Annotated in this window: 13 protein-coding genes; 5 read left to right on the plus strand and 8 right to left on the minus strand. The window is 37.8% G+C overall.

What is annotated here, in order from left to right:
- Nucleotides 1-45: 45 nt before the first annotated feature.
- Nucleotides 46-474, plus strand: coding sequence for a ribose 5-phosphate isomerase B (gene rpiB, locus CBF35_RS03595; RefSeq protein WP_126778621.1), 429 nt, complete (start codon nucleotides 46-48; stop codon nucleotides 472-474).
- A 130-nt stretch (nucleotides 475-604) separates the two neighbouring features.
- Complete coding sequence (gene queG, locus CBF35_RS03600) at nucleotides 605-1762, plus strand: tRNA epoxyqueuosine(34) reductase QueG (RefSeq protein ID WP_126778622.1); 1158 nt, start codon at nucleotides 605-607, stop codon at nucleotides 1760-1762.
- 68 nt (nucleotides 1763-1830) lie between these two features.
- On the opposite strand, the gene CBF35_RS03605 is transcribed toward queG, so the two are convergent.
- From CBF35_RS03605 to CBF35_RS03630, 6 genes are all read right to left on the minus strand, one after another.
- Nucleotides 1831-3156 carry an amidohydrolase gene (locus CBF35_RS03605; protein WP_126778623.1) on the minus strand — a complete coding sequence of 442 codons (1326 nt, stop codon included), beginning with the start codon at nucleotides 3154-3156 and terminating at the stop codon, nucleotides 1831-1833.
- Nucleotides 3153-4865 carry an adenine deaminase C-terminal domain-containing protein gene (locus CBF35_RS03610; RefSeq protein ID WP_126778624.1) on the minus strand — a complete coding sequence of 571 codons (1713 nt, stop codon included), beginning with the start codon at nucleotides 4863-4865 and terminating at the stop codon, nucleotides 3153-3155. Before CBF35_RS03610 ends, CBF35_RS03605 begins: the two co-directional genes overlap by 4 nt.
- 85 nt (nucleotides 4866-4950) lie before the next feature.
- Nucleotides 4951-6009 (minus strand): ABC transporter substrate-binding protein, encoded by a 1059-nt coding sequence (locus CBF35_RS03615; RefSeq protein WP_126778625.1) that lies wholly within the window; start codon nucleotides 6007-6009, stop codon nucleotides 4951-4953.
- Nucleotides 6010-6033: 24 nt separating this feature from the next.
- Nucleotides 6034-7071, minus strand: a complete 1038-nt coding sequence (locus CBF35_RS03620) for an ABC transporter ATP-binding protein (protein ID WP_126778626.1) — start codon at nucleotides 7069-7071, stop codon at nucleotides 6034-6036.
- 22 nt (nucleotides 7072-7093) lie between these two features.
- Nucleotides 7094-7873, minus strand: coding sequence for an ABC transporter permease (locus tag CBF35_RS03625; RefSeq protein WP_126778627.1), 780 nt, complete (start codon nucleotides 7871-7873; stop codon nucleotides 7094-7096).
- Nucleotides 7866-8699: an ABC transporter permease gene (locus tag CBF35_RS03630; RefSeq protein ID WP_126778628.1), complete on the minus strand. Its 834-nt coding sequence runs from the start codon at nucleotides 8697-8699 to the stop codon at nucleotides 7866-7868. The genes CBF35_RS03625 and CBF35_RS03630 overlap by 8 nt, the downstream gene beginning before the upstream one ends.
- A 425-nt stretch (nucleotides 8700-9124) precedes the next feature.
- On the opposite strand from CBF35_RS03630, the gene CBF35_RS03635 reads away from it, so the two are divergent.
- Entirely contained in the window at nucleotides 9125-9679 is a 555-nt protein-coding gene (locus CBF35_RS03635; protein WP_126778629.1) for an NADPH-dependent FMN reductase, read from the plus strand.
- A gap of 46 nt (nucleotides 9680-9725) precedes the next feature.
- Here CBF35_RS03635 and CBF35_RS03640 read toward each other — a convergent pair whose 3' ends face one another.
- Nucleotides 9726-10505, minus strand: a complete 780-nt coding sequence (locus tag CBF35_RS03640; RefSeq protein ID WP_126778630.1) for a sulfite exporter TauE/SafE family protein — start codon at nucleotides 10503-10505, stop codon at nucleotides 9726-9728.
- Nucleotides 10506-10647: 142 nt separating this feature from the next.
- Between CBF35_RS03640 and CBF35_RS03645 the strand changes: the two genes are divergently transcribed.
- Complete coding sequence (locus tag CBF35_RS03645; RefSeq protein ID WP_170174703.1) at nucleotides 10648-11400, plus strand: MerR family transcriptional regulator; 753 nt, start codon at nucleotides 10648-10650, stop codon at nucleotides 11398-11400.
- Between the two features lie 78 nt (nucleotides 11401-11478).
- The gene (locus CBF35_RS03650; RefSeq protein ID WP_126778632.1) at nucleotides 11479-12114 is read left to right on the plus strand and encodes an MBL fold metallo-hydrolase; all 636 of its coding nucleotides are present in this window, start codon (nucleotides 11479-11481) and stop codon (nucleotides 12112-12114) included.
- Between the two features lie 86 nt (nucleotides 12115-12200).
- On the opposite strand, the gene CBF35_RS03655 is transcribed toward CBF35_RS03650, so the two are convergent.
- Nucleotides 12201-16775, minus strand: coding sequence for an LPXTG cell wall anchor domain-containing protein (locus CBF35_RS03655; protein ID WP_126778633.1), 4575 nt, complete (start codon nucleotides 16773-16775; stop codon nucleotides 12201-12203).
- Between the last annotated feature and the right edge of the window lie 379 nt (nucleotides 16776-17154).

Here is a 17154-nt window from a genome sequence, read left to right on the forward strand (position 1 = left end):
ATAATTAAGAGGTCTTTAAATTATGATGCTAAAGGGGATATGACAATGAAGATTGCAATTGCAAATGATCATGGTGGTATGAATTTAAAAAATGCTATCAAAAAGCACTTAGAAGAACAAGGAATTGAGGTTCTTAACTTAGGGACAGATGACACAGCTAGTGTGGATTACCCAAACTATGCTAAAAAAGTTGGGAATGCGATTTTAGCTAAAGAAGCTGACTTAGGGATTTTATGTTGTGGGACAGGTATTGGAATGTCCATCGCAGCTAATAAAATGAGCGGCATTCGCGCAGCAGTTGTTGGCGATAACTTCTCAGCTCAAGCAACTCGCGAACATAATCACACAAACATTTTATGTCTTGGTGAACGAGTAACTGGTGAAGGCTTAGCTTTAATGTTAGTTGACACTTGGCTACAAGCCACGCCTCAAGAAGGTCGTCACGCTGACCGCGTGAGTCTTTTAGAAAATTAAACTTTACCCCTCTACCTTTTTAGTAGAGGGATTTTTTTATTCCTTCTTTCGTGGAATTGTTTATTTTTCCCCTTACTGTTATTATAGAAGGACTAAGTTATCACGTTAGCAAGAAAGGAGTTGTTAGTTAATGTACCAAGAACTGAAACAAAAAATCATTAACGCCAGTCAAGACTTAGGGATCGATAAAATTGGCTTTACTGATGCCACCCCTTTCGATCACCTAAAAGCCAGTCTAATTGAACAAAAAGCCGCTGGTCATACAACTGGTTTTGAACATCAAGAGATTGATGAACGACTTTATCCCGAATTAATTTTTGATCAGCCTCAGTCAATCATTTCCATTGCCTTAGCTTATCCGACGAAAATGAAAACGAAAGCCCCTTCGATTAAAGGGGAACGACGAGGCAGTTTTGCCCGGGCTTCCTGGGGGATTGATTACCACGATATCTTAAAAGAACGTTTAGAAAAATTAATGGCTTTTATTCAAGAAGCGTGTGAAAATGATGAATCAATTCGCTTTAAACCAATGGTTGATACTGGCGAATTAATTGATGTGGCTGTGGCACAACGAGCAGGACTAGGCTTTATTGGTAAAAACGGCTTATTAATCACCGAAGAATTCGGTTCTTACGTTTATCTAGGTGAAGTGATTACTAATATCCCTTTTGAACCAGATACGCCAATTGAAAATCAATGTGGCAGTTGTACTAAATGTATTGATCTTTGCCCTACTGAAGCTTTGTTAGGTGATGGTCGAATGAATGGTCAGAAATGTCTCTCTTATCAAACTCAAACAAAAGGCTATATGCCAACTGAATATCGACCAAAAATTCGAACGATTATTTATGGCTGTGACATTTGTCAGCAAGTCTGTCCATTTAATAAAGGCAAAGATTCTCATTTCCACCCTGAGATGGAACCAGAACCTGAAGTTGTTACCCCATTATTGAAGCCTTTATTAACGATTTCTAATCGTGAGTTCAAAGAAACCTTTGGCCCTTTAGCTGGCTCTTGGCGTGGGAAAAAGCCGATTCAACGTAACGCCATTATTGCCTTAGCCAATGCCAAAGAAAAAAGTGCCATTCCGAATTTATTAGCCCTAGTTGAAAATGACCCCCGACCGGTGATTCGCGGAACTGCCATCTGGGCAATTAGCATCCTAGCTACTCCCGGCAACATTGGCATCATCGACTTTATTTCAGAGCAATTAACAACGGAAACCGATCCCGAAACGATTGTTGAGATTGAAGAAGCCCTCTTGCGTCTTAAGATTCAAGAAAGGTAAAATTTTAAAAAGCGTCAAAAAGTTAAAGGACTCCTTAACTTTTTGACGCTTTTTAGTTGTTCTTTTAGCTAGTCTGGGGTCATTATTTTAGCAACTTCTTGATTAAATTCAGTCATTTCTGTTGCTAAATTTTGCTGTAATCCTTTTAACTTGTGACCAACTAGTTCTTTATGTTTAACAACGACTGCCCCGTTAATCCAAACAGTCTCCACATTACTACTATTAGCTGAATAAACGACGACACTGTATGGATCATGGAGTGGAAACATATTGACCGACTGAGTTTCAATGAGTACTAAGTCCGCTTTTTTCCCCACTTCGATGGAACCGATTTGCTCCTTCATCCCTAAGACTTCTGCTCCCCCATTAGTCGCTAATTGTAAGATTTCCACAGCGGGAAAAGCACTTCTGTTTTTTAAAACTGTTTTATGCATATTTCCGACTAGCTTCATTTGGCAAAAAAGATCTAAAGTATTGCCACTGCTAGGCCCATCTGTCCCTAAACCAACTGGCACACCTGCTGCTAGAAGGGCTTTTAACGGTGCCACTCCCTTAGCAGATTTCGTATTAGCGCCTAAGCAATGAGCGACTTTCGTTCCTGTTCGTTTTAAAATTTGAATATCTGCCTCACTGATGAAGATGCAGTGAGCTGCCACAACATGCTCACCTAAAAAACCGATTTTTTCTAAATAAGCGACTGGGGTTAAGTCATATTTTTCGGCAAAATAACTAATTTCATAATCCATTTCTGCTAAATGAATCATTAAGGGAACGTTGTATTGCCGTGCTAATTGGCTGGCTGCAATCAAGGCCTCTTCACTATTCGTGTTTGGTGCATGAGGCGCAATTCCTGGCGTAACTAATTCGTGATTCAGCCATTTTGGCAGATAGTTTTGACTGTAATCGATGCCACCATGAGCAGTTTGACTGTCACAAGTTGGAAAATCAATTACCGTTTCGGCGATAATTCCCCGGCTCTTCATAGTAACGGCGGCGGCTGCTAAGTCATCGGCAAAATAATACATATCAAAAAAAGTTGTCACACCTGCTAACTGCATCTCCGCCATCGCATACTTCCCACTAGCTACCGCTAATTCTTGAGTCATAAACTTCTCTAAAGGAAACAAAAATCGCCGTAACCGATCTGGTACATCATCGCCAAGGGAGCGAAAAGGAATCATGCCTAGATGGGTGTGTGTATTGATTAAACCGGGAATTAATAGCCCCCCTTCGCCATCAGTGACTTCCTCAAAAGCCTCGGCCTGATAAACTAATTCCGACATTTGACCAATCTCTGCTATCCGATCCTTTTCAATGATTAAGTAACCTGTTGGATAAACAGTTACGTCTTGATCCATTGTTAAAATATAAACATTTTTAATTAACTGTCTCATCTAAACCTCCTAATTAAAGGAATCAATTCTTGGCTCTTAGTTGCCATCATCCCTTTGTCGGTAATTTTAATTTCTGGTGAGACTGGTAAAGATAGCGTTGAAAAAGACATAATTTCATTACCATTACGGTAACCTAAGTCAACCATTCCTTGTCTGACATCTTTAAGTTTTTGACCTAAGTCAGCTAAAGGGGCGGCACTTAAAATCCCACCAATCGGTAAAGGGCAAGTAGCTACAAGCTCCCCTTGGTTAACGACAACATAGCCCCCTTGAAGCGCTAATAATGTTTTTTGTGCTTCCAAGATACTAGCTGAATCAGTTCCCATAACCATTAAATTATGATGATCATGAGCCCAAGTCGTTGCTACAGCACCTTTTTCATGAAGCCCTTGGTCGACAAAGCCGTAAGCGATATTGCCATTTAAGCCATAACGTTCCATGACAATAATTAAAGCTAAACCACTATCTTCCCAATTTAAATAGCCATCAACAACAGGTAAGGTCTTACTTTCCTGAGTTGTGAAGGTCCCAACTGCTTGAATTGCCATCACATTAACATCAGCCTCAGTTGCTGTTGCCGGGGCCGCAATTTTGAGGTCTACCGGCGTTAACAATCGACACTTAACAGACTGATAATACTCTGGCGGAAATTCTTCAATCACTGCTGGCTGTTGAATTGCTTCACCTTGACGATGAACTAGCTGACCTTTTTTATAAACAGCTGCAATCTCAAAAGTTGTTAGATCATCTAATAAAATGAAATCAGCTAATAAACCTGGGGCAATTGCCCCTCGGTCTTGAAAGCCAATTCTCCGAGCCGGGGTATAAGTACTCATGTAAATCGCCCATTCAATTGGTAGACCACAAGCAACGGCTTTTTTGATGTTCCCGTTTAAATGACTGGTTAATAAATCATCAGCCATCACATCATCAGTAATTAAAGCCATATATTCGTATAACTGATGATCAACTACGGTTTTGATAGTTTCTGGGGTAATTGATTTACTTTGTAATTCAATGAACATTCCGTTGTAAACTTTTTCTAAGATCGACTCTGGGCTTTGATGAGTATGATCTGCTGTCACTCCTTGATAACTAAAGCGAGCTAATTCTTCCCCAGTAATTCTAGGAACATGGCCTTCAATCGGCATCCGAGGGTGTTTTTCTTGAACTAAAGCGATGATTTGACGAATTAAGGAAGCTGGCTCTGACACAATGCCTTTAAAATTCATCGCTTCCCCTAAACAAACGACCTCTGGTGAATCAAGTAATTCGGCGACTTCAGCTAACTCAATGACGCCACCTGTCGTTTCTAAGGCTTTCGTTGTTGAAGGGACTGAAGAGGGAATGGCTTGAAAAATATCTAACTCGGTTTCCCCTTTAAAGTATTCCTTTAAGCCTACAATCCCGAAGACATTAGCCACTTCATGGGCATCGGCAACAATCGTTGTCACACCATAGGTTAAAGCGGCTTTAGAAAAGATACTAGGCAATGTCATTGAACTTTCAATATGCATATGAATGTCTAGTAAACCTGGAATCATGTAGCGATTGCCACCGTCTAAGACTTCTTTTGGATTTAAATAACTTAAATCTTCCTGACTACGATAAAAAAACTTGCCTTCACTAATTGCGATTGAACCTGACTCAAACTGACGATTAAAACTATTAAAAATTTGGACATTGGTAACTAATAAATCAATAGTCATTTGTTAACATCCTTTCAACGATTATCTGGCTTTATCATAAAAAACTCTTCAAAAGAGCCTCGCTTCTTTTGAAGAGTCTCCCTTTTTATTGGTTAAAAGTTTGATTCCACTGATCAATCCAGTTAGTTAATTCTTCATTTACAAAATCAAAATCAATTCTTTTCAGACGTTCTGCCACTGGCCCATAGGTTTTATCTTTTGAAGTCGCTTCATCTAAGACGACTTTAGTATTTGTTGGTGCTTCGTTTAAAGACTTAGCTGTGACTTCTTGTAATTCTTGACTAATTCTCCAGTCAACAAATTTTTGAGCCAGTTCTTTGTTTTTAGAATTTTTAGTCACATTGACTGTATTAAAGTTAGCGTATGTTCCTGAAGCTGGGACAAAGTATTCAACTTCTGGATCGGCATTAGCAATAATTGGCACTGCAAAATCACCTACAACTGCTGCTGTAATTTCTCCTGATTTTAACATGTTAATTAAATCAGATGATTTTCCGTAAGTTTTAACAATATTCGGTTCTAAGGCTTTTAAGCCGACAAAGGCACCTTTGCCTTGGTTTTTTTCTAAGTCAGTTTTTTGCTGATCATTGGCTAAGTAAACCATTGCTGGGCCATAAGTTGTCGCAATATCTGGAATAGCGACTTTACTTTTTAAGTCTTCTGACCAAAGATCTGCCCATTCTGTCAGTTCTTTACCAGTAGCTGCTTGATTATAAATAATCCCAATACTATTTACCACATAAGCGGGACCAGCCCCTGGAGCAACTGCCCCTTTCGCTGATTCTGTTAAGAAAGCCATATTTGGAACACTTTTTTCATCAACTTCTGCGAATAACCCCGCTTGGAAGCCTTTTGCAGCATTTCCTTGCGCTAACTCAATCACGTCAACACTCGAGTTTGGGTTATTAGCTAATTTCGTATAACGTTCTGAACTCGTTCCTGATTCAACAACGATTTTAACATTATTCGCTTTTTCAAAAGGTTCAAAAATATCTTTTTTGACAACATCTTCACTAATTCCGAAAGTCGAAACGACTAATTCTTGAGGTCCTTCTTCCCCGCCTTTAGATGTTTCTTTACTACAAGCACCTAAGATTAAACTACTAATTAAAACAACTGCACTTACCGTAAGATATTTTTTCAAATTAAACACTCCCATTTTCTTTTTTTAAACTAAGACTAATTTGTTTTCTGCTAAATATAAAGGTAAGACATCCCCTGTTTCGTAACGTTGGGCACCAGTGCCGTTAACTAGTAACTTGCCAATACTAGTCGTGACTTCATACTGATAACTTTTACCTAAGAACGTTCGAACTGCCACTGTCCCTTCTAAGTGATTTTCCTGATATTGGCCTGCTGTCTCTAAAATTTCGATGTCTTCTGGGCGAATGGCTGCGACAGTTTTTGAAGCATCAGTGACTTCAGCAATTTTAAAGCGACTGCCATCTTGGGATCGATACTCTTCCCCACTTAGGGCAACTGAGAAGAAGTTTTCAAAGCCGATAAAACGAGCCACAAATTCGGTTTTAGGTCGATGGTAAATCACTTCCGGACGGTCGTATTGTTCAATGACTCCTTTGTTCATCACTGCCACTTTATCAGAAATTGAGAAACATTCTTCTTGATCGTGAGTCACAAAAACCGAGGTAATGCCCAATTGTTGCTGAATTCGTTTAATCTCAATCCGCATATTAATTCGTAACTTTGCATCTAAATTACTAAGTGGCTCGTCTAAAAGTAATAACTTCGGTTCAATGACTAAAGCTCGAGCTAAGGCCACCCGTTGCCGTTGCCCACCAGACATTTGTTTCGGGTAACGGTGACTAAATTCTTCTAAGCCACAAACTGTTAACATTTCTGAGACTTTTCGATCAATTTCTTTTTGCGGCTCTTTCCGGAGTTTCAGCCCAAAAGCGACATTTTCCGCCACGGTTAAATGTGGAAATAAAGCATAACTTTGAAAGACCATGCCGAAATTTCGTTTATGGACAGGAACTTTCGTCAAGTCTTGTTCTTCCAAAGTAAACTGGCCTTCATTTGGTTCTATTAAACCAGCGATAACCCGCAAGGTTGTCGTTTTTCCACAACCACTAGGGCCTAGTAATGAGACTAACTCGCCTTTTTCCATTGAAATATTTAACTCTTTTAAAATATCAGATTTCCCGTCATAACTTACCCGGATATCTTTTAACTCGACAAATGACATGACACTGTTGCCTCCTCTTTCATTATGCAATGGCTGCTAAGCCTAAGGTTTTTTCAATCAAGTACATCAAACCAATCGTTCCTAACATTAATAAGACAGAAATTGCTGAAACTGTTGGGTCGTAATTGTACTCAATGTAGTTTAATAAACTAGATGGTAACGTACTAACTCCTGGGCCGGATAAAAACATCGACACTGGGATATTATTAAATGAATTGATAAAAGCTAACATAAAGGCTGCAAAAATTCCTGAAGTAATATTTGGTAAAACAACCTTCATAAAAGCAGTTACCTTCGTACAGCCTAGAGTCCAGGCAACTTCTTCAATCGAAAAGTCTAGCTGTTCCAAACTTGATCCGACTACCCGAATAATATAAGGCAAGCTAATTAAAAAATGACCTAATAACAAGCCTTGAAAGACTGGTAACTGCCACTTTATTACGACAATTTGGAACAAGGCATAACCGACGACGATCCCTGGCACAATTGTCGGTGAAAGAAAGAAACTTTTTAACAACTTACGCCCTTTCAAATCGCTGCGAGCTAGGCCATAAGCGGCTGGTACTCCTACTAATAAGGCAAGAACTGTCGCTAAGACGCCAATTTGTAAACTTAAAACAAAACCGGCTGTAAAAACATCTGAAACAAAAATATTTTGATACCACTTAAAAGTAAAGCCTTCGATTGGAAACTGAATCGTTGGATTCTCCCCAAAAGATGTCACGATAATAATTACTAGTGGTAAAAAGAGAAAAGCAAAAACTAGAAAGGCAATAACTGTTAGTCCTCGTTGTTTACGCATGATTTTCACCTCGTCTATCGATTGTTTTAGCAAGTAAATTAAAGCCTTTCATGACTACTAATGTAACTAAAATCATCACAAAAGCAATCACACTTGCCCCTTTCCAATCCCCTAAACTCATTGATTTCTGATAGAGGAAGGTGGCTAACATCACATTTTTATTTCCTCCTAAAAGCTGGGGCGTCGTGTAAGCTGTTAAGGTACCAGTAAAGACTAAAATGCTACCGACAATAATTCCCGGAATTGTTAATGGTAAGATAACTTTCGTAAACGCCACAAAACGACTAGCCCCTAATGTTTCTGCTGCCTCCATAATTTCCGTGTCGATATTCTCGATTGAGCCGACTAAAGTCATAATCATGATTGGTAAAAATAAATAAATTGAGCCAATAATGACTGAAAATTCAGTGTATAGAATCACAATTGGTTCTTGAATTAAGCCAGTACTCAGCAACAAACTATTAATGACCCCTTTCTGGCCTAGAATATTAATCCAAGCAAAGCTTCTGACAACAGAATTCGTTAACAATGGAAACAACGTCAATGCCATCAATAAGCCTCGCCACTTTTTCGGACTGCGAGCAATGTAATAAGCTGTTGGCACACCAAAAATAGCCGAAAATAAGGTGACTATCAATGACACTCTTAATGTTCGGATCAAAATTCCTAAATTGTATGAATCGCTAAAAAAGTGTTGGTAGGCAGATAAAGTAAACCCATTTTCAAACACAGTTGGTAACAAGATTGAAACTAAAGGTAAAACGAGAAAAAAAACTAATAGACTAATTCCTGGAGCCAAAATTAAGTAGGCTGCCTTTTTTTGCATCGTATTCGCTCCTAACAACATTTTCTTTTTTTATTGAATTATTTGTTTATTATAAGGGTAACTTCCAACAATTACAACAAAAACCACACAATAACTTTGGATAATCATTTTATTGTTCGTGTTTTAACTTTTAGGTTTAAAACTTAATTTCTATTTCCCCTTCAGATTAACTTACAAACCAGACTATTACCTAGCTACCAAGACAGTTTTATTAATGATGTTTTTTATTAAGTAGTTAGTTAGTTAGCTTATGTCAGAATTATCTACTAAGTCACGACATCACTAATCCTTCCTCAGTAACTTTGGCTTATTCTAAATTTTTCAAAAAATATAATCATATTACTTGCCTTATTTTAAATTCAGAGGTAAACTATGTTTAGAAGCTTACATAAAGTAAGTTAATTAAATTTATGAGGAGAATGTATATGTCTAAGAAAAAAATTGGTATTTTAGTTGGTAGTTTGAGAAAAGAATCATTTAACAAGAAAATCGCTGAAGCAATGGCTAAGCTTTTCCCAGCAGAATACGAGGTATCATTTCTTGATATTAGTGATTTGCCTCTTTATAACGAAGATTTAGATGTTAGTGATGTACCAGCAACTTGGACTCGTTTCCGTGAAGATGCTGGAACAAAAGATGCTTTCCTATTTGTAACACCAGAATACAACCGTTCCGTACCGGCTGTTTTGAAAAACGCTTTAGATGTTGGCTCACGTCCTTATGGTGCAAGTATCTGGGATAAAAAAGTTGGGGCAGTTGTTAGTGCTTCACCTGGAGCTTTAGCTGGTTTTGGTGCTAATCACCACTTACGTCAATCATTAGTCTTCTTAAATGTTCTAACGATGCAACAACCAGAAGCTTACTTAGGTAATGTTGGCGAATTCATCGCTGAAGATGGTAGTATCACAAACGAAGGAACATTAGGCTTTATGCAAGTCATTGTTGATAGCTTCGTTGATTTAATTGAAAAAAATGCTTAAATAAAAAAACTAACTTTTGCCTTAATTGGCAGAAGTTAGTTTTTTTTTAGATTAAGTTTAAACCATTCCATAAATTAATTAAGATGACGACAATAACGACACTGATAAAGACTTTGCCTACGACTTTCTCTGATAGCTTGCCACTTAATAGCCCACCGATGTAGCCGCCAATAATCGCCGCTGGAATAATTGCCCATAGCCAGCTAAGGTCAAACTCACCATAACCGCTACTAAGACCAATTTCACCGAGTTTCGCCAATTGGGAAAATAGAATCGTTATGATTGAGTAGACAGTGGCTTCTTTTAGCGTTAGGCCAAAACAGAAAATCAATAGGGAGACATTAATCGGACCGCCGCCAATTCCTAATAAAGTTGAAAAAGTACCAAGTAAGCAACCTATCCCCAGAAACCAACCGAGGTTAGTTAAGTGATAACTGTGTTTAATATACAAAGTATGCAGTAAGACTAAGACTAAAGAAATAATTGTTAAGATAATTTGAATTAGCTGAACCTCTCTTTGGTTACCGAAAAATTCTAACAGTTTTTTAAATAACTGGCTGCCAAGGATGCCACCGCCAATTGAGCCTACAGACATTGCCATCGCTTCCGGCCAGTTAATTGTAACACCATTTTTTAATTGCTTAGTTGTTGAACTCACTGCCATAACTAAGACGGCTACACTTGAATAAAAAGTAATGGCTGACAGTGAGTGAAAACCTAGACTATCAAAGACTGGCTTAATAATCACCCCACCGCCCATGCCTGACACTGCTCCGACTGAATTAGCTAAAATAATTACTATAAAATAAATTAAATATTTAACCATCTTTTCACTTCTTTCCGAATGTTCTTCTTAACTAAGTTTACCCTTTAACTAGTATTATGCAAGAATTTTTAGATTATTAGCTTGACCTTAACCTTACGTCACCCTTTATGCTATAGTTACTAATAAAGAAAGGATGAGTCAGATGACTTACACGATTAAGGAATTAGCCAATCTAGCTGGGGTCACACCGCGAACCTTAAGACATTATCATCAACTGGGATTACTATTACCCGCTTATCTTACTGAAGCAGGCTACCGGATTTATACTCAAGTAGAAATTGATAAACTCCAACATATTCTTTTTTACCGTGAATTAGCAGTCCCCCTTGAACAGATTAAAGACTTATTAACCGCACCGACCACTGACTCTTTGACTTTATTAGCAGAACACCGGCAAGCCTTGCTCAAAAAGCAAAAACATTTAACTCACTTAATTGCAACAATTGATCAAACGATTGCCAGTGAAAAAGGAGAAGAGACAATGACAAATGAAGAAAAATTCACAGCTTTCAAAACCGATTTAATTCAAAAAAATGACGCACAATACGGCCAAGTCACTCGGGAAGCCTATGGTGAAGAAGCCGTTAAGACTAGTCAAGCAGCCTTATTAAAGATGACTGAAAGTGACTATCAAAAGCTACAAAGTGAGGAGCAAACCTTACTGACCTTGTTAGCTACTAACTTGCAGCTAACAGTGCCTTCAGACGTTGCGGAAAAGATCTTTCAGTTACATAAAAACTGGGTCAGTCAACATTGGGGAAGCTACAATGCTAAGGCTTATCGCGGGTTAGGGCAGATGTACTTAGACAGTCCCGAATTCACCGCCTATTACGATGATAAAGCTGGCACTGGTGCAACCGTACTATTAAACACAATCATCCAATATTACGCTTAAAGTAAGAACAATTCTTTGTCAGACAGACATTTTTTCGCTATACTAAGAAGTGAGATTAGTCGAGAGGATGTTTTATCAATGATTGAAGTAAAGTATTTTGTGACAACTGGACCTGCCCAAGAAAATTGTTATTTAGTTTACAATGAGGAAAATCTATTAATCGTCGACCCTGGTAACGACGGCCCTTTAATTAAACAATATATCAAAGACTTAAATCGCAAACCTGTGGCGATTTTATTAACCCATACCCATTATGATCATATTGGTGCTGTTGAGGAGATTCGCCAAGCTTATAATATTCCTGTTTACGTTAGCCCTCACGAACAAGCTTGGTTAGGCGATCCCCAACTTAACTTGTCAGGCCTAGGTCGTCACGATGATATGGCTGATATTATTGTTAAGCCAGCTGAATTTGAATTTGAAATGACTGATTATACTTTAGGCGGAATGACTTTTACTGTTGTGCCTACGCCAGGTCATTCGATTGGTGGTGTCAGTTTTATTTTCCACAGCGATGAGTTTGTGATTACTGGTGACGCCCTCTTCGGTGGTAGTATTGGTCGAACTGATTTATTTACCGGTAATTTAGAGCAATTGCTAAGTGGTATTAGAACTCACTTATTTACTTTACCAGAAAATTACGTTGCTTATCCTGGCCACCGTGGCCCAACGACAATTGGTAAAGAAAAAGCCACGAATCCTTTCTTTAATTAAAGTAGGAGACTTGCTTAGTCCACTGATAATAGCTAAAAAGCCTCACTGAAAGAATTAGACTTTCAGTGAGGCTTTTCTTGATTCATTTATTTTTTCTTACTATGGCGTGGACGGTATCTTTTTTTAAAGCCAACCATTCCTAGACCTAGGACCATCATGCCTAATAATGAAGTACTTTTATTTAAAGTTTCTCCTGTTTGAGGCAACGTTGGTGGCGTTGGTTTTGGATCTGGTTTTGGATCTGGTTTTGGTGTTGGATCCGGCGTTGGATCTGGTTTCGGTTCTGGTTCTGGACTTTCATTAAGTACAGGTTTAACTGGTTCATTAGGTTTAGTTAAATCACCGGTCGTCCCTGGTGCTTCTGGTCCTTTACCAATTTCAACATCTTCAACATCACTTGGTCCCGTTGGTTGTTCCGGTTCTGGTAAATCAGTTTCCCAGTTTTCAACATCTTCTGGATCCGTAATCTCACTTTCCCCGACTTCTCCTGGCTCAGGTAATATTTCTGAAGGTTCATCCACATCACTGGGTCCTCCAACTTCACCTGGTCCAGTTGGGCCTTCTGGTTCAGGAACAACGGTTATATCATCATTTGGATCTAATGGTGTTTCGATCTCTCCTGGTCCTTCAACGCCACCAGGTTCTTCGATTGATGGTCTCTCATAATCAAGATGTTCAGGGGCAACTGGCCCTGTAACGGTTTCTGGTGCGGTTAAAGCATCTTCTAAGACTGGTAAATCAGGTTCTGATGGTAGTTGAACTTCACCGACACTTAATTCTGTTTTAACTGGCAACGCTGGTTCTTCTGGTAAGTCTTCGATTGTTGGAATTGTGACTTTACGAGCAAGAGGTTGATTCACATCAATTACGGCTGCTTTTAAGAACTCAATCTCATCGTATTCTACTTCTGGTTCGATGACGACACCTCCTGAGTAGCTCAAGATTGTAACTGTAATCTGTTTAGTATCAAAACGAGTTACCTTTTCAATAAACATATACTGATAGATCTGATCTTCTACAGTCACTATATTTGGTTCTCTAGCAGGATCATGATTTTCTTCTGCAATAGCCTCACTTAAGAGCGCTAACAGCGTTTCTTGAGACGTTTCTTCCTCAGTCAAAGCCGTTTCTTTATACTGATTGTACATTTTTAAATTTTTAGAAGCGATAAGCTCTACTTCTTCCATTAATGTTCCCATGACATAGTTGCCATCACTGTCTTTTTCAGTGTTTAAATCCAAGTCAATCATATTTGCTAGTTTTTTGGCGAAGGAGGTTAATGGATTTTTAGGTGCTTTCGGGTCTAGTGATAACTCTTCTAAGTCAAGTTCAGGATCTAATTCCTTAATTTCTTGTAATTTTTCATTAAAGGCTTTGATCTGTTCTTCCAGTAGAGCCTTTTCAGCTGTCGCTTGAGCATAAAGTTCTGATAAGACCTCAACGTGGTAAGCTTCAGTTGTTTCAAGAGCTCCTTCTATTCCATTAATGATTGTTGACACTTCTTCGGCACTTTTTTCGAAGAAATTGTGTCCATAATTTTCTGCTACAAAATCAATAGCAATTGCTTGATGCTTATTTACTTTTTCTGTTGCTTCAAAGGAAAACTCATTTAACAGAGTTGCAGATACTTTTAGCTGCTCATCTAAGTCTTTCGAAATTTCAACTAACTCATTGTATTTAATAGTCTTTTGGCGATTTTTTTCATAAGTCTGACTTGCTGTTTCAAACCATTCTTGACTTTTCGTAACGAACTCAGTGATTTCTGCTTCATAGTTTTCGTTGGTTGTTGCAAATTCTGGTGAGTTTACATGAGCGCTGCCACTAGTTTTAAACTCATCAAAGGCGCTGTGATACTCTTCCACTGCTTTAGTGATGTCTTCTTTAGCAGTTTTCGCTGCGGCAAATTTTGCTGGGAAATCGGCATCAAAGGCATCTTTCAATGGCGTATCTTCTAAACCTAAAACACTTTCATCAATTGGGTAGTCTTTCATAAAGGCTTCAAAATCGATGATTGCCTGTTGTTGACTAGCGATCACGGCTTCCGCTTTTTCGAAAGCCTCATTGACTTTATCAAAATCAGCTTTTACTTGAGCAGCCTCTTTTTCAGCTTCCTCAATTTCAGCTAATTCTTGATCGTGTTTTTCTTTTAGTTTTAGATACTCTTCCATAACAGCGTCGTAAGCAAACCCTACTTCTTGATACTTTTTCTCTGCTTCAGCAATTTCATTTTGAAGACTAGCGACATCTTTATTCGCCTCTTGCCATTTAATCGTCAGCTCAGTGTATTTTTTTAACGTCTCATCATAAGCTAGTTTAACTGTTTGATAAGCTGTTTCCATCTCTTGCCAATGACCATTGGCTTCCTCGTAGTCTGCTAATAAATCAAGATACTCTTGATTTATAATGACAAAGGCTTGATTGACTTCTTTATAAAGAGTTAAGGTTTGTTGATACTCTCCTTCTAATTCCTGGTAACGATCATCAGCTTCGTTTAATTTGCCACTTACAAGGTCATGTTCCTTTTTAACCTCTTCATAAGCGTCGTTAGTTTGCTCATATTCAACTAAAACAGAGGCTTTTTCAAGGTTTAAGGCTACTTGTTTTTCTTTTAAGGCTGCGACTTTTTCTTTTAGTTTCTCAGCCGAAGCAGCAACTTCTTTCGCTGCTTCTTTCGCTGCTTGGAACTTTTCTTCAATAATTAAAAACTCAGCTTTAACTTGATCGTATTCCCCTTGCACACTAGCTTTTTCAACAAGTAGCTCGTCACATAGTTTTTGTAAAGCAGCTTGTTCTGCTTTTAACGTGACAACTTCTTCTGATAATTTATCAAAAATAAGTTGTAGCTCGTCATGTTCCTCTTGAATCTCAGCTCGTTCTGCTTTTAGTAACTCCGCCTCCGCCTGGATTGGTGCATATTCAGCTCGCAACTTATCTGCTGCTTCTTTAGTAGTTAGATAATTATTGTGGGCTGATTCGTAACTTTTTTGTAACTCTTCATAACTTACTTTCGCTTTTTCAAGCTCTACTAGAACTAATTCATAGTGACCGGTCAATTCATTAAATTCTTTAGTTAATTTTTCATAAGTGACTTTGGCTTCTTCGTAACTTTGACGAGCTGTTTCATATTGTGCCAATAATGGTTGGTACTCTGCGTCCAACTTACCATAGTCCCCTTGAAGAACAGCTAAATCATCACGTAACGTTATGATTTCTGCTTGGGTTTCTTGATACTTAACAAGTAAATCTTCATAGGCTTTTTTCGTTTCTGTGTATTCTGCTAACACTTTTTTATACTCTTCAGTATCGGTTTGGCCATTAGCCTCAAATTCCGCCAGTTGTTTTTCATAATTAGTTAATTTTACATCATACTTATTTTTTTCTTCTTCATAATCACTAGCTTCAAGCTCTAAATCTGCTAGTTTTTCTTTGTAATCAACTAAACTCACTTGGTACTCTGCTAATTTTTTCTCATATGGCGCCTTAGCTGCTTCAAAATCAGCTACGATTTTTTGATGCTCGACAACACTTGCTTCGTGTTTTGTCAGTTCGGCTTGATAACTTGGAAGTTTTTCTTGGTATTCAGCTAAAAATGCTTGATAATCCGCAATTTGAGCTTTGGTTTCAGCAAGTTCGACTTGATAAGCTGCTTTCTGTTCTTCATACTTAGCTAATTCTTCATTATAAACCAGTATTTTTTGATCGAATTCTGCCAATTTAACATCATAATCAGCTAACTTTTCATCATAGGCTGTTAACTTAACTTCATACTCCGCTAATTGCTCCTCATAGTTTACTAAAGTTGGCTGATATTCCGCTAACTTTTCTTCAAACTCTGCTAACTTTGGATTATATTCCGCTAATTTTTGCATAAAAACAGTTAATTTTTCATTATAAGCTGCTAAAGTTCCTTCGTACTCCTGTTGAGCTTTTAAATACTCAACGACTGTTGTGTTTTCGTACTCTGCTAACTCTTCCTCAAATTTAGCTAGTTCTTCGTTGTATTTCTCTAATTCTTCGTTATAACTCAACACTTTACTATCATAACTCGCCAAAATTTCTTCATAAGCTACTTTGGCTAGTTGATAATCTGCCATCATGCCTTCGTATTTTTCCAACAACTCTTGATACTCAGCTGAATCTTCTTTAAACTCGGCTAATAGCACTTGATAACCTGCTAACATGCCTTCGTAATTTGTTAATTGACCTTGATAAATTTTGCGTTTATCTTGGAAATCGGCTAACTTTAGTTCGTAGTCTTTGACATACTCAAGGTACACATCAGAAGCTTCTAAGTGTTCTGCTAACTGGATTTGATAATCCGCTAAATCACCTTCGTAGTTTTCTTTTAAAAGAGTGTAGTCCGCCTGAACGCCTTCAACTGTTGTCAACTTGTCTTTCAAGTCATTTATTAACGTTTGGTATTCTTCTTGTAATTTTGTGTATTCAGCTAATTTTTCTTCATATTCCGCTAAATCAAATGCTTCAATTTCGGCTTTTTTAGCTGATAGCTCTGCTAGTCGTTGCTCCATGCCTTTTTCTTCTGCCGCAAAAGCCGGTAGAATAGGTAAGACACTACTCCCAATTGTCAGAGCTGCCATACTTCCTGTCAGCCATTTTTTTGGTTTTTTCCACGTGTGTTTTCGCCTATTTTTTCTGTCCATTTTATATCTCCTTTTTGAATATAAGTTTTCACAAAGAAACTTCTAATTTAAAATCATAATAACACAGGCTTGCCATTTTTGTCCATATTTGTTATTTAATTTCTTTCTTTTTTTCAAAAATCACATATTTTATGTTTCCGAAAATAATAAAAGTGTTCATTTAACTTGATTTAACGGTAAAAAAGAACAATAAAGACGGTTTAACGAAATAATCAATTTTATTTGAATGAAAAAGAATAAACTAACCACGTTATTTAATTATTGTTCTCACTTTTCAAAAAACAAACTTTTTTGTAAAAAGAAAGATAAATCACCATTTTTATAAAAGTAATAATAATCCCCCTCTTTTTCATTAATCCTTTTATTATGAATGATAATT

It is taken from the genome of Vagococcus salmoninarum (assembly GCF_003987495.1).
In the GTDB taxonomy this organism is placed as follows: Bacteria; Bacillota; Bacilli; order Lactobacillales; family Vagococcaceae; genus Vagococcus_D; species Vagococcus_D salmoninarum.

Bases quoted from the DNA above. Each gene is read 5' to 3' on its own strand.
- CBF35_RS03605 (WP_126778623.1), bottom strand. From the start codon at position 3,156: ATGAGACAGTTAATTAAAAATGTTTATATTTTAACAATGGATCAAGAC.
- CBF35_RS03640 (WP_126778630.1), bottom strand. From the start codon at position 10,505: ATGGTTAAATATTTAATTTATTTTATAGTAATTATTTTAGCTAATTCA.
- CBF35_RS03620 (WP_126778626.1), bottom strand. From the start codon at position 7,071: ATGTCATTTGTCGAGTTAAAAGATATCCGGGTAAGTTATGACGGGAAA.
- CBF35_RS03650 (WP_126778632.1), top strand. From the start codon at position 11,479: ATGATTGAAGTAAAGTATTTTGTGACAACTGGACCTGCCCAAGAAAAT.
- CBF35_RS03625 (WP_126778627.1), bottom strand. From the start codon at position 7,873: ATGCGTAAACAACGAGGACTAACAGTTATTGCCTTTCTAGTTTTTGCT.
- CBF35_RS03655 (WP_126778633.1), bottom strand. From the start codon at position 16,775: ATGGACAGAAAAAATAGGCGAAAACACACGTGGAAAAAACCAAAAAAA.
- queG (WP_126778622.1), top strand. From the start codon at position 605: ATGTACCAAGAACTGAAACAAAAAATCATTAACGCCAGTCAAGACTTA.
- CBF35_RS03630 (WP_126778628.1), bottom strand. From the start codon at position 8,699: ATGCAAAAAAAGGCAGCCTACTTAATTTTGGCTCCAGGAATTAGTCTA.
- CBF35_RS03635 (WP_126778629.1), top strand. From the start codon at position 9,125: ATGTCTAAGAAAAAAATTGGTATTTTAGTTGGTAGTTTGAGAAAAGAA.
- CBF35_RS03610 (WP_126778624.1), bottom strand. From the start codon at position 4,865: ATGACTATTGATTTATTAGTTACCAATGTCCAAATTTTTAATAGTTTT.
- CBF35_RS03645 (WP_170174703.1), top strand. From the start codon at position 10,648: ATGACTTACACGATTAAGGAATTAGCCAATCTAGCTGGGGTCACACCG.
- rpiB (WP_126778621.1), top strand. From the start codon at position 46: ATGAAGATTGCAATTGCAAATGATCATGGTGGTATGAATTTAAAAAAT.